The 14,133-nt window shown below is 44.2% G+C and carries 7 protein-coding genes; 4 read left to right on the forward strand and 3 right to left on the reverse strand.

The features are described from left to right. Nucleotides 1-357: 357 nt before the first annotated feature. Both WR49_RS09980 and gltB read right to left on the reverse strand, forming a co-directional pair. Nucleotides 358-1,827 carry a glutamate synthase subunit beta gene (locus WR49_RS09980; RefSeq protein ID WP_017056070.1) on the reverse strand — a complete coding sequence of 490 codons (1,470 nt, stop codon included), beginning with the start codon at nucleotides 1,825-1,827 and terminating at the stop codon, nucleotides 358-360. Beyond that, nucleotides 1,827-6,374, reverse strand: a complete 4,548-nt coding sequence (gene gltB / locus WR49_RS09985) for a glutamate synthase large subunit (RefSeq protein ID WP_046223889.1) — start codon at nucleotides 6,372-6,374, stop codon at nucleotides 1,827-1,829. The genes WR49_RS09980 and gltB overlap by 1 nt, the downstream gene beginning before the upstream one ends. Nucleotides 6,375-6,904: 530 nt before the next feature. Here gltB and WR49_RS09990 point away from each other — a divergent pair. From WR49_RS09990 to WR49_RS10005, 4 genes are all read left to right on the forward strand, one after another. Continuing rightward, entirely contained in the window at nucleotides 6,905-7,858 is a 954-nt protein-coding gene (locus tag WR49_RS09990) for a TIGR01212 family radical SAM protein (RefSeq protein ID WP_046223890.1), read from the forward strand. Between the two features lie 92 nt (nucleotides 7,859-7,950). Then, nucleotides 7,951-9,702, forward strand: a complete 1,752-nt coding sequence (locus WR49_RS09995; RefSeq protein WP_046223891.1) for a diguanylate cyclase — start codon at nucleotides 7,951-7,953, stop codon at nucleotides 9,700-9,702. Nucleotides 9,703-9,874: 172 nt separating this feature from the next. Further along, nucleotides 9,875-12,208: an aerobic respiration two-component sensor histidine kinase ArcB gene (gene arcB / locus WR49_RS10000; protein ID WP_017056074.1), complete on the forward strand. Its 2,334-nt coding sequence runs from the start codon at nucleotides 9,875-9,877 to the stop codon at nucleotides 12,206-12,208. Nucleotides 12,209-12,215: 7 nt separating this feature from the next. Further along, nucleotides 12,216-12,659: a hypothetical protein gene (locus tag WR49_RS10005; protein ID WP_046223892.1), complete on the forward strand. Its 444-nt coding sequence runs from the start codon at nucleotides 12,216-12,218 to the stop codon at nucleotides 12,657-12,659. Between the two features lie 133 nt (nucleotides 12,660-12,792). On the opposite strand, the gene arcA is transcribed toward WR49_RS10005, so the two are convergent. Further along, nucleotides 12,793-13,509, reverse strand: a complete 717-nt coding sequence (arcA, locus tag WR49_RS10010) for a two-component system response regulator ArcA (RefSeq protein WP_017056076.1) — start codon at nucleotides 13,507-13,509, stop codon at nucleotides 12,793-12,795. Nucleotides 13,510-14,133: the final 624 nt, after the last annotated feature.

Raw genomic sequence — 14,133 nt, forward strand, 5'->3', positions numbered from 1 at the left:
TTTTTTATAAACTTATTATTTTTTAGCTAGTTAAAACGTATTGGTTGTATGAACAATACCGTTCGGTTTTGTTTTCACCAGATTTACAACGTATAGCTAATTGTGTTTAAGGTCAAGTTCATGGTTAATTATCATGCATAAACGCGATTAGCCACTTAATAATCTAAAATAGTCGATGGATATCAATGAGATATAAGAGGCTGGGTATTAACGATATTTAACTTATGCAACAAGGTGAATTGGAAAGCTACGGGCGGATAGAAAAAAGGCTAGCATCAAGTGCTAGCCAAACATAAAAGTTAGGAAGGGTGTTGCCTTTCCTCTAAGCTAGCGTCATCAACGCTAGCCCGAGAAATATTATGCGGAAAGCATGAGTGAATCCGCTTTCGCTTCTAAGTTTGAGTTACCCATTAAGAAATCATCAATGGCAATGGCACATTCACGACCTTCATTAATACAACGTACAACCAGAGATTGACCAGTACGCATATCACCAGCAGCGAAAACGCCTTTCTGGTTCGTCGCAAAACCTTCAGAAGCGACGTTACCGCGCTCGTCCAGTTTAATGTCTAGTTGAGCAAGTACGCCTGTTGGCTCTGGGTGTAAGAAGCCCATTGCTAGAAATGCCATGTCACAAGGAATAACACGTTCAGAGTTCGCTACTTCGTCAAAACCTGGACGTTCACCTGGTTTTGCATCTTGCCAAACGATGTCAGCAATACGTAGACCCGTCACTTGACCTTGTTCGTTACCGATGAACTCTTTGGTTAAGATGTTCCAGTGACGTTCACAACCTTCTTCGTGAGAAGTGGTGGTTTTCATGATCATTGGGTATTGAGGCCAAGGCATGTTTGCAGGGCGCTTCTCTGGTGGGATCGGCATGATCTCAACCTGAGTAATGCTTGCTGCCTTATGACGGTTTGATGTGCCCACACAGTCAGAACCTGTATCACCACCACCGATAACCACAATGTGCTTATCTTTAGCGTGAATCTCTTCTGTCTTAAGATCTAAGTCGTTAGCACGGCGGTTGTTTTGACCAAGGAATTCCATGGCAAAGTGAACGCCTTCCAGCTCACGACCTGGGATTGGTAAGTCGCGTGGCACCGTAGAACCACCCGTTAGCAATACTACATCAAACTCCTGGCGTAACTGTTGAGCATTAACATCAACACCGATGTGTTGGTTAACTTTAAATTCAACGCCGGCTTCAGCCATTAGGTTGATCTTACGATCAATCACGTCCATACCCAGTTTGAAATCTGGGATACCGAAGCGAAGTAGACCACCGACTTTCTCGTCACGTTCAAATACCGTCACCGAGTGACCAGCGCTGTTTAGCTGCTCAGCGGCGGCTAAACCAGCAGGGCCAGAACCGATAACTGCGACAGTTTTACCTGTGCGAGAGCGTGGTGTTTTAGGTTTTGCGTACCCTTCACGGTACGCAGTTTCTACAATCGTTTTCTCGATATTACATATAGTGATTGGGTCTTGGTTGATACCAAGAACACAGGCACTTTCACAAGGAGCAGGGCAAACACGACCTGTAAACTCAGGGAAGTTGTTGGTAGAGCTTAGGATATTCCAAGCCTCTTCCCAGCTGTCACGGTAAACCGCATCATTGAATTCTGGGATGATGTTACCAATCGGACAGCCGTTGTGACAGAAAGGTACGCCACAGTCCATACAGCGAGAGGCTTGAGTATTGATCTTGTTACCAAACTCTTCGTTGAGTACGAACTCTTTGTTGTCTTCAATTCGAACTGACGGGTCGAGCTTCTTTGGAAGCTCACGACCGTGTTCTAAAAATCCAGTAGGCTTACCCATTATACTGCCTCCACTTCTTCCGTTTGTGCTTGTTGTGCTTCAGCTTTACGCTTTTCAAGAACCGCTTTGTAGTCGCGTGGCATTACTTTAACTAGCGATGCAACACTTGCTTCAAAGTTGTCTAGGAAAGACTGAGCAACTTCACTTCCTGTGAATTCAACATGCTTAGTTAGCATATCCAGTAGAAGATCTTTATCTTCTTGTTCAATTGGATCTAGGTCTACCAGTTCAGGGTTAAGCTTGGTTTCGAAGTCACCCGCTTTATCCCAAACATAAGCCACACCGCCACTCATACCAGCAGCAAAGTTACGACCTGTTGAGCCGAGGATAATTGCAACACCGCCAGTCATGTATTCACAACCGTGGTCACCAACGCCTTCAACAACAACCTTCGCACCAGAGTTACGAACACAGAAACGTTCGCCAGCCATACCGCGAATGAAAGATTCACCTGAAGTCGCACCGTAGAAACATACGTTACCTACAACGATGTTGTCTTCAGCAACGATCGTAGATTTCGCATCTGGGTACAGTACCAACGTACCGCCAGATAGACCTTTACCCCAGTAATCGTTCGCGTCGCCTTCTACTTCGAACTTAACGCCTTTCGCCAGGAATGCACCGAAAGATTGGCCCGCGCTACCGTGGAACTTAACGTTCATTGGTTGTGGTAAACCTTGGTCTTTGTAAACCTTCGAGATTTCGTTCGACAGCATGGTACCCGTAGAGCGGTCTGTGTTGATGATAGGGAAGCTCGCATTCACGGCTTCGCCTTTCTCAAGCGCTGGAATCGCAGCTTGAATCAACTTACGGTCTAGAACGTTCTCTAGGTTGTGATTTTGTTGTGTCTGGTTGTAGATACCATCTTCTTCACGAGCATGCTCAATATGCAGAACTGGTGTTAGGTCTAGGTTCTTGTACTTCCAGTGACCGATGTCATCACGAACTTTCAGTTTGTGAGATTGCCCAACCATTTCATCGATAGAACGGAAGCCAAGTTCCGCCATGACTTCACGTAGACCTTCAGCCATGTATTGGAAGAAAGTTACTACGTCTTCTACGCGGCCGTCGAAACGCTCACGCAGGGTCTTGTTTTGTGTTGCGATACCAACAGGACATGTATTCTTGTGACACTTACGCATCATGATACAGCCTTCAACCACTAGAGCTGCTGTTGCTACGCCCCATTCTTCAGCGCCAAGTAACGTTGCTACTGCAAGGTCACGTGGTGTTTTCATCTGACCATCAGACTGAACAACGATACGGTTACGTAGGCCGTTTTTCAGTAGTGTTTGGTGAGTTTCCGCTAGACCCAGCTCCCAAGGCAGACCTGTGTGACGGATAGAAGACATCGGAGACGCACCCGTACCACCATCAAACCCTGCGATAAGTACCACGTCAGCTTTCGCTTTTGCTACACCTGATGCAATCGTACCTACGCCTGCTTCTGATACTAGCTTCACGTTGACACGGCCATTACGGTTCGCGTTTTTCAGATCGTAGATCAGCTGAGCCAAATCTTCGATTGAGTAGATATCGTGGTGTGGCGGTGGAGAAATAAGACCTACGCCCGGAGTCGAGTGACGCGTTGCACCGATCCAGTCATCAACCTTATCACCAGGTAGTTGACCACCCTCACCAGGTTTAGCTCCTTGAGCCATCTTGATTTGCAGCTCATCAGCGTTAGATAGGTAGTAAGACGTTACACCAAAGCGACCAGAAGCCACCTGTTTGATTGCTGAACGTTCCCAGTCGCCATTTTCTTTGCGTTCGAAACGTACGGGATCTTCACCACCTTCACCTGAATTTGATTTAGCGCCAATGCGGTTCATTGCCACTGCCAGTGTTGAGTGAGCCTCATGCGAGATTGAACCAAAGCTCATTGCGCCTGTTGCGAAGCGCTTAAGGATGTTCTCGATGGGTTCTACTTCTGCAAGAGGAATAGAGCCAGCAGGGTTCTTGATGAAGTCCAGTTGGCTACGTAGCGTGGCTGCGTTGTCGCCTTGGTTATCAACGGCTTTTGCGTACTTCTTAAACTGACCGTAATCTTTATTACGCGTTGATTCTTGAAGTAGAGAAATCGTTTCTGGGTTGAATAAGTGTTTCTCACCACGCTGCTTCCACTGGTAAACACCGCCAACATCAAGAATTTGAGCTGGGATTTCACGAGCTGGGTAACCAACACGGTGGCGAACCAGAACTTCACGTGCGATATCGTCGATCGTTAGACCTTGGATACGAGACACAGTACCGGTGAAGTACTTTTCAACGACTGATTTACTAATACCAAGTGCTTCAAATATTTGTGCACCGTGGTAAGACTGCAGCGTAGAGATCCCCATCTTAGAGAAGATCTTCAGTAGACCGCCGTTAACGCCTTTACGGTAGTTCGCGAATAACTCACGTGGGTGTACGTTTGGATCGAGCTTCTTAGTACGTTGCAGATCAATAATCGTTTCGATAACTAGGTATGGGTTTACGGCGTTGGCACCGTACCCGATAAGCGTTGCAAAGTGGTGTGTCTCACGAGCATCGCCCGTTTCAACCACGATGTCACACTTAGCACGTAAACCTTTGCGGATTAGGTGGTGGTGAACCGCGCCAACTGCCAGCATCGCTGGGATAGCGGCGTGGTTTGAGTTAACCGCACGGTCTGTCAGTAGGATGATAGAGTAACCATCAATCACGGCATCTTCAGCATATTGGCAGATGCGTTTTAACGCACGTTCCAATTTCCCTTCACCACCGTTTGCCTGGAATACGATATCAAGTGTCTTTGATTGCAGGTGATCGTTATCGATTGCACGCAGTTTTTCTAACTCAGAGTTAGATAGAACTGGCGATTCAAGTTCTACTTTTTGACAGTGTTCTGGTGTTTCAGCAAGTAGGTTCTGATCTTTACCTAGGTAGGTGTTCAGAGACATAACCATACGCTCACGAATCGGGTCGATTGGTGGGTTAGTTACTTGAGCAAACAATTGTTTGAAGTAGTTTGAAAGGTGCTGCGATTGGTGAGAAAGAATCGCTAGCGGCCAGTCGGCACCCATTGCAGAAAGTGGCTCGTAGCCCGTTTTCGCAAGCGGTAGAATGATTTCGTTTACTTCTTCAGAGCTCACGCCAAACGATTGTTGTTTGTGCAGAAGTTTCTCTGGAGAAGGTTGGTTAGATTCGTTACTCGCATCTGGCAGCTTTTTCAAGCTCAGAAGGTTCTCTTCAACCCATTTCTCGTAAGGTTGCGCTTTCGCGATACCATCTTTTACTTCTTCATCAGAAATAATGCGGCCTTGCTCAAGGTCAGCAACAAAAATACGACCTGGTTGTAGACGACCGCGGTATTCAACGTTTTCTGGTGCGATTTCAACGACGCCAGACTCAGACGCCATGACTAGGAAGTCGTCTTTTGTCACTGTGTAACGAGAAGGGCGCAGACCGTTACGGTCAAGCGTTGCACCTACTTGAACACCATCGGTGAAACATACTGATGCAGGGCCATCCCATGGTTCCATTACGTTCGCATGGTATTGGTAGAACGCACGACGAGTTGAATCCATGTTTTTGTTTTCTTGCCATGCTTCCGGGATCATCATCATCAATGCGTGTGGCAGAGTACGACCTGAAAGAACAAGTAGCTCAAGCGCCATATCGAAGTTTGACGAATCCGAGCTACCTTCCTGACAGATAGGCAGTAGCATGTCGATTTCAGCTTGTGTAAACAGATCCGATTCGAGGATTGCTTCACGTGCTTTCATCCAGTTTAGGTTGCCGCGAACCGTATTGATTTCGCCATTATGCGCGATATAACGGAAAGGCTGAGCCAGACGCCAACGTGGGAATGTATTGGTAGAGAAGCGAGAGTGTACTAGTGCTAGAGCTGTCACCATGGTTGGGTTTTGCAGATCTAGGAAGTACTGAGGAACTTGTTCTGTTGTTAGCTGACCTTTGTACACCAATGTTTTGTAAGACATTGAGTTGATGTAGAAGTCATCACCAATGTTTGACACGCTTTCTAGGCATACACGAACCGTGTAGTTACGTAGAACATACAGTTTGCGTTCAAGCTCTTCTGGTGTAGTACCCGGGCCGCCAGAGATAAATACGTGTTCAAATTGAGGTTCAGTGCTTAATGGGTCAGCACCAATCATTGAATTGTCCGTTGGAAGTTCACGATAACCGATAACTTCTAACTCTAGGCGCTGTGCATTGCGTTCTAGAATGTCACGACACTGTGCACGTTTGTGTTCATCTTTCGGGAAAAGTACAACACCAACGCCATATTTTTCAAAAGATGGCAGTTTAATTCCAAGTTTTACGGCTTCTTCTAGTAAGAATTCGTGTGGCTTCTGTAGCAGGATACCTGCACCATCACCAGAACACGGATCACAGCCTTGGCCGCCACGGTGTTCCATACGTGCAAGCATATCGAGTGCTTGAGTTACTACATCATGAGATTTGCGATTCTTTAGATGCGCAACAAAACCGATACCACAAGCGTCATGCTCCAGTTCAGGAGTATACAGACCCTGTGAGTTCTGCTCTTGATCTACCATAGATACATCCTTCCAGTTAAATCTAGGCGCAACTTATTTGTATAAAGTCAGCCTTGTCCTTTTATATTTATGGGTCTAAACCTACCTATGCTGGCGGTTTGAATCCTTTCCGTATCTCGCAGGAAAAGTATTGCGAGAAAAACAATCCTTAGTGATATCCGTTTGTTTTTAGCCACAAACTAGTGGTTTATATAGGTGGGATATGGATATCACCGACTTATTAACAAGTTTCCGTTGTAAGTAAATACACAAAAATAGCCAATATGTGTAAGTATCCTACAATTTTGTCTAGGCGAATTGCAATGAAAGTTGACCCATGTAGACCATTTTTTTCGTTTTATTTTGAATTTAATGTCTAACAAATGTGCAACATTAGGCAAATAGAGCCGAATTTTTGCATGTTTATTGATATTTGATAGGTTGCTCGCAAAAGGCCTTGAGTAAACTAATTGGTTGAATTTTGCAGGGATGTAATTTTTTTTCAGAAATAGACTGATATTCATTCTTATTTACTTGAGCACTTTCAAAATATGCAATTACACGAGTTGGTTAACACTATCGGCCAAGACCTTCAGCGCCGTTATGGCGAAAAGGTTCACAAACTGACACTGCACGGTGGCTTTAGCTGCCCAAACCGCGACGGCACAATCGGCCGTGGTGGGTGTACTTTCTGTAATGTCGCTTCATTTGCCGACGAACAAACTCAAATTCAAAGTATTGCTGATCAGCTAAAAGCTCGTGCGGGTGAAATTGCCCGAGCTAAGAAGTACCTTGCCTATTTTCAGGCTTACACCAGTACTTATGCTGAGGTGCAAGTACTCAAGAATATGTACGAAGAAGCGCTTAGGACGCCAGGTGCTGATATTGTTGGTTTGTGTGTAGGAACAAGACCTGATTGTGTTCCCGATTCGGTGTTGGAACTACTGGCGGGTTATGTGGAGCAAGGCTATGAAATATGGCTTGAGCTAGGCTTACAAACCGCAAACGATAAAACACTGAAGCGTATTAACCGTGGGCATGATTTTGCGGCGTATGAAACGATCACCCAACGTGCGCGTGTTTTAGGGATTAAGGTGTGTACTCATCTGATTGTTGGTCTACCGAAAGAGACCAAAGCGGATAATCTTGAAACCTTGGATAAGGTATTGGCGGTGGGCACCGATGGCATCAAACTGCATGGCCTGCATATTGTCGAGGGCAGTACCATGGCTAAGGCATGGAAAGCTGGAAAACTCGAGGCGCCAACCTTGGAGGAGTACATTGATATCGCCTGCACAATTATCCAACGTACACCTGCTCATGTGGTCTATCATCGAGTTTCTTCTGCCGCACGACGTCCAACTTTGCTTTCTCCTTTATGGTGTGAAAACCGATGGCTAGCGATGACTGAAATTGGCCGTTCGTTAGACAAGACGGGTGCCCAAGGCATTGAGACGGGCGCTGTATTTGAATACAGATTACCGGTATTAAACAGCGGGAATTGATAGATTTGAACAGAAAGTAGGTAACAGCAGATAATCCCTATAATTAGTGGTAACATTTCCCTCACAGAATTGATGGTATAGATTGAGAGTAAATGGAACTGGTTATGACTTGGTTGTGGGATAGAGCATATGGCTACGGCATCTATATCGTTATCGCATTGCTGACTGTTCTCATCTGCTGGCACCTTTATTCACGTTATCAGTTACATATAGAAAAACTTCTAGTTGCGACTCCATCCCCCCTCTATTTTGTTGATGTTCGAAGTGGTGAGATTTTATATGCCAATCGCCAAGCCATGCAGTTGCTTGGCATCCGCCAGCTTGGCGTTAACTTTCGTTTCCCTACCGTAGAAAGTGAAAACAGCTTCCGTCATCACCTAGCCAATCACATAAACTCTCAATCATTTGAACAACTCTCAATTTGGACACTTTCTGAATTTGAGCATTTTAAGATCAACTTGGTTGGTCGCAGGATCCTTTTTAGAGGCAAAAGGGCTTGGATGATTCATGCCTCGCCTTATAACAATACCAATGAAGAACTATCCCAAGAGGTTCGTGAGCTTAATGTCGCACGCACTGCTTTGGACTCTTTATCTGAGTTGATCTATGTGAAAAATCAGAAGGGTGAGTTGGTCGCTAGTAATCGTTCGTTTAAAAAATTTTGGTATGGTCGCCCTGAAGAGGGCACTTTGAGTGTTTCCAATGATGCACTAAAAGGCCGAGTGAGTGAGCGATCATGGACCACAGACCAAGATGGAAAGGGCTGTTTGCTGGAAACCTATCAAAGCGTTTTACTTTCTCAAGATGGGGAAGCGATTGGTACGCTTTCCATCAGTCATGATGTGACCGATTGGCATGATATGCAGCAAAAACTGCGTGGCGAAATGGAAAAGCGAAAAGACACTGAGGTTGCGCTTGCTCAACGTGACACCATTTTACAAAATATCTTAGAAGCAAGCCCTGACTCTATCGGTATCTTTAACGAAAATATGGTTTACCAAGCGTGTAACAAGCCGTTTGTTACAGCTCTTGGTATCTCTGAAGTGAGTGACTTAGTTGGTAAGCGCTTGCAAGATGTAGTGCCAAACAATATTTATATGCGCCTTTCTAATACTGATCACCAAGTGCTTCATCAAGGCAAATCATTACGCTATATCGATAAGGTTGTTTCTAGTGATGGTGAGTGCACTTGGTATGATGTGGTGAAATCACCGTTTAAGGATCCGGCATCGAGTACAAATGGTGTGTTGATTATGGCGCGTGATATTACCGAGCGCTATCTAGCAGAGCAAAAACTTGAAGAAGCCAACCTTGAGCTAGAACGTCTCAGTTTCATGGATAGCTTAACTTCGGTTTCGAACCGACGCCGTTTTGATGAGCAGCTGTCGGCATTGTGGTATTACCATGCTCGAGAAAAGTTGCCATTGACCATTATGCTGTGTGATATCGACTTTTTTAAGGGGTATAACGATTTTTACGGACATCAACAAGGTGATAATGCGTTGATTAAAGTTTCTCAGGCATTTAAGCAGGTACTCAATCGCTCTTCTGATTGCGTGGCTCGTTATGGTGGTGAAGAGTTCGGCTTTATTCTGCCAAACACGACAACCGAAGGTGCTCAGCTGGTGGCACAGCGTATCCATGATAAAGTCCTTAAATTGGAATTGGATCATGAGAAGTCGACAGTCTCTGAATTCATCACTGTCAGCATCGGTATCATCTCTTATATACCGATGCCCGGTGACGAAATGGAGTCGGCGGTTGCCTTAGCAGATAGTGCGCTTTACCAAGCTAAGTCTGAGGGTCGAAATCGTTCGATTGTGCACCCTTCTTCAACTCATTAACCCTATAAACTCTGTGATTTTGTTAACAGGTGCATTTGGGCTTAGTTAATATTTATATTGATTCATTAACCATGATATTGCGTTGGATCTCTTGCTGCATGTGATGTAGCTAGCTTACCTCCTACCTTCAAACAAGGTAGAATACTGCTAGTCTTATCGCATGGAGCGCTAAATGAAACCCATGAAAAATCTTGCTCAATATTACGTGGATCTACTCGTAAAATTGGGAATTGTCCGCTTTTCTATCTTGCTTGCCTTAGCGCTTGTTGCCCTCGCCGTAGTTGTGCAGGTCGGCATAACCCTCGCACTCAAAGGTAATGTTGATGATATCGACATTATTCGTTCTGCTTTCTTCGGTTTAGTCATTACACCATGGGCGGTTTATTTTCTTTCAGTGGTTGTTGATCAACTGGAAGAGTCTCGTCAAAGATTGGCGAAGCTGGTTTCTAAGCTTGGCGATATGCGTGAGCGAGACCAAGAGCTAAATAGCCAGTTACAACTTAATATCGAGAAGCTTAATCAAGAAATTGAAGAGCGAGAAAAAGCGGAAGAAGCACGTGCTGAAGCGATGCAGGATTTAGAAAATGAGGTGTTTCAGCGTGAACGAACTCAGCTTGAATTAGCAGAACGTACCGCACTCCTACGCTCGTTTATCGACGCTTCACCCGACCTTATCTACTATCGTAATGAAGATGGTGTGTTTTCAGGTTGTAACCGCGCGGTTGAAGAACTCACTGGAAAAACAGAAAAAGATCTGGTTGGTTTGACACCTTGGGATGTATACAGCAAAGAGATCGCTCAACAAGTTGTTGAAACTGATAAGAAAGTGTTTGCTGATAATCAGGCCCTGACCTATGACCAATGGCTAGAATACCCTGATGGGCGAAAAAGCTATTTCGAGCTGCGTAAGGTGCCTTTTTACAGCAAAGATGGGCGTCACTTGGGCTTAGTGGGCTATGGACGTGATATTACTGAACGTAGAGAGCATCAAAAGTCGCTAGAGAAAGCCAGTCGGGACAAGACCACGTTCATTTCAACCATTAGTCACGAGTTAAGAACGCCGCTCAACGGTATTATTGGCTTGAGCCGCATGCTATTAGATAGCCAGCTGACTACCGAGCAGCGCAAGCACATGCAAACCATCAAGGTGAGTGCGGTGACTCTGGGTAATATTTTTAACGACATTATTGATATGGACAAATTCGATCGTCGTAAGCTTGAGTTATTCCCAACGCCGATCAACTTTGAAGACTTTGTTGTCGAGATCGAAAGTATTTCTGCATTGATGGCGGAGCAAAAAGGGTTGAGGTTTGATTTAGAAAGATTATCCGACCTTCCTGCTGCGGTTGAAGTGGATGGTACTCGCCTGAGACAAGTGCTGTGGAATCTCGTCAGCAACGCGATGAAATTCACCAAAGATGGTGGTGTGGTAATGACAGTTAGCGCCGATATTGATGGCGACTTTGCTAACATTACTATGGAAGTGGAAGACACCGGCATTGGTATACCTGAAAGTGAAATCGAGAAGATCTTCGCGATGTATTATCAGGTGAAATCTGGAACGGATAATCTGCATGCGGTGGGTACAGGTATTGGCCTCGCGGTATCTCAGCAGCTGATCAACATGATGGATGGTCACATCGAAGTAACCAGTGAAGAAGGCTTTGGCAGTACCTTTACCGTTTCGATTCGAGTTCCTGTCAATCACGACACTCAAGCACTCATTAAAGCACCAAGAAAGCAATCGCATCTTAAGATTTTCATGGTCGAAGATATTGAACTTAATATCACGGTGGCTCGCTCTCTACTTGAAAGCCTAGGTCACGAAGTGACAGTGGTGATGACAGGTAAAGAGGCTCAAATCGTATTCAACCCACAAGACTACGATCTGGTGTTGTTAGATATTCAATTACCTGACATGACAGGCTTTGATATCGCCCAGTATTACCGAGAGAAATACAGTCAGTTACCTCCTTTGGTCGCATTAACCGCGAATGTTTTAAATAACAAGCAAGAATACCTACAAAAAGGCATGGATGAAGCGATCAGTAAACCACTGTCTGTTCGCGCTATTCAAGATGTGATCAGCAAATTGATCGAAGGTGTTCCCGAGGTTATCGAGAAAGTAGCAGAGGATACGCCTACTATTTCATTGGTTGACACCGCTTTGCTTGATATTGATATGCTAGAGTCTTACGTTGATATTGTTGGGCCGAAACCGGTTTTAGATAGCATAGCGATGTTTGAAGATATGATGCCGGAGTATATGGAAATATTGAACTCCAACATGGTCGCGAAAGATCAAGCCAGCATCGTTTCTGAAGCGCATAAGATTAAAGGTGCGGCAGGTTCAATCGGCTTGAAACGCATACAGCAAGTCGCTCAGAAAGCGCAATCTCCCGATCTGCCTGCGTGGTGGGAGAATATTTCAGATTGGGTGGATGAAATTAATAATGAATATCAGAATGACATTGAAGTCCTAAAAAGTTGGTTAAACCAAAGGTAGAAGAATAATGAAAAAATTAGCATTTTCCGCATGTGTGTTGGCATTATCGGGTTGTTCTACGCCACAAGTAGAATGGCAAAAAGGTACTCAGGTTGAAGTCTCAACCGCGATAGTCACAATGAAAAGCAACCTTTGGCTAAATAAAATGCCGATGATTGGAGAGAATCAAGATGAGACTTTGCATGGTGTTATTTATCTAGAGTCAACCTCTCAATTACCAGCAACGCTTGCTGTCGAGAGTGTTACAGTTAAGCAGGGGGCGGATACCTTACTGGTAACTGCCGACGATCTTGATTTGAGAATTCAAAGTGAAACTCAGTGGGAAGTCGCTTTTGTATGGCAGCTAGATATCGAAAGTGAGAAAGCTGTTGATGTTGCAGTACAACTTAGAGATGGCGAAATCGTAAAGTGGTTAGTGGAGAAAGATGTGAAGGTTGATACGGTCTACTAGACCTTTCGGATTCATGATCAATAAAAAAGGGAGAATGCGTTGGCATCTCCCTTTTTAATAACGATTGATTGTGCTTCTGATGTTAGAAGTGCTAACCGGTTAGAAGGACTAAACGGGCAGAAGCGTAATCAAATTAGTCTTCTAGGTCACCACAAAAGCGGTAGCCTTCACCGTGAATCGTTGCGATGATTTCTGGCGTACCAGAAATGGATTCAAAGTGCTTACGAATACGACGAATTGTCACGTCTACAGTACGATCGTGTGGCTTAAGCTCACGGCCAGTCATCTTCTTAAGAAGGTCTGCTCGTGTTTGGATCTTACCTGGGTTCTCACAGAAGTGAAGTAGAGCACGGAACTCTGAACGAGGTAACTTGTAGCCTTCGCCATCTGGACTAACTAGAGAACGGCTATTGATATCTAGTACCCAACCGTTGAACTCGTACTTTTCAACGCTACGCTTTTCTTCTTGAATAGAGCTAGTGCTCATTGAACGGTTAAGAAGATTACGTGCACGAATAGTCAGTTCACGAGGGTTGAAAGGCTTAGTGATGTAATCATCTGCCCCTATCTCTAGGCCAAGAATTTTATCAACTTCGTTATCACGACCCGTTAAGAACATAAGTGCTACATTTGCTTGCTCACGTAGTTCACGCGCAAGTAGTAAGCCATTCTTACCTGGAAGGTTGATGTCCATAATTACAAGGTTAACTTGGTTGTCAGATAGCACTTGGTGCATCTCTTCACCGTCGCTAGCCTCAAAAACAGCATATCCCTCTGCTTCAAAAATACTCTTTAGAGTGTTACGAGTTACTTGCTCATCTTCAACGATCAGAATCTGCGGGGTTTGCATTTGGCGGTACCTAAATTTGTGACGAAACTGTGCTAATAGAATAAATTCTAGGCAAAAACATAACATACAGGTAATGTAATTTTGATGATAACTTAAAGTTTTCAAAAAAACACTTACTTCCAGTTATCTGCCTTCCTTGAAGTATTGCCCAATAACGTAGATCCAGTACGCCTTTTAATCATTCTCTTAGTGATTGTAGAGGATTCTATAATGTTAACAGCATGCTAACAACGTGAGAATGTTAATTCCATTCACTTTGTTGATTTACATCAATTGCCGAATCGCAACAAACTTTAATAGTATGGCTACAACTTAACCGATATTATGGTTGATTATTTAATAGCAAACCAGAATGGTTATTCGTGATTGTTCTCATATCTGACTTGTTTAAGACATGATAATGAACCAAGGAAGCCAAGCTGTTCCGATAGTCTAGTAGATAAATATGCTTAATCAAATTTTTATTCATTATTGAATTGAGCATAATATGATGAAAACAAAGGATTAAGTTCAATTACATATAAAAGCATAGAGGTTTACCTTGTTTTATAGGTAGTGCCTTACTCACGGAGGATATATGCACGATATAACACCAGACTTATGTGATGAGTTTGAAAGCAAAGT

This window comes from Vibrio sp. ECSMB14106, from assembly GCF_000972265.1.
Taxonomy (GTDB): Bacteria; Pseudomonadota; Gammaproteobacteria; order Enterobacterales; family Vibrionaceae; genus Vibrio; species Vibrio kanaloae.

Coding starts and splice junctions, on each gene's coding strand:
- WR49_RS09980 (WP_017056070.1), bottom strand. CDS start 1,827: ATGGGTAAGCCTACTGGATTTTTAGAACACGGTCGTGAGCTTCCAAAG.
- gltB (WP_046223889.1), bottom strand. CDS start 6,374: ATGGTAGATCAAGAGCAGAACTCACAGGGTCTGTATACTCCTGAACTG.
- WR49_RS09990 (WP_046223890.1), top strand. CDS start 6,905: ATGCAATTACACGAGTTGGTTAACACTATCGGCCAAGACCTTCAGCGC.
- WR49_RS09995 (WP_046223891.1), top strand. CDS start 7,951: ATGGAACTGGTTATGACTTGGTTGTGGGATAGAGCATATGGCTACGGC.
- arcB (WP_017056074.1), top strand. CDS start 9,875: ATGAAACCCATGAAAAATCTTGCTCAATATTACGTGGATCTACTCGTA.
- WR49_RS10005 (WP_046223892.1), top strand. CDS start 12,216: ATGAAAAAATTAGCATTTTCCGCATGTGTGTTGGCATTATCGGGTTGT.
- arcA (WP_017056076.1), bottom strand. CDS start 13,509: ATGCAAACCCCGCAGATTCTGATCGTTGAAGATGAGCAAGTAACTCGT.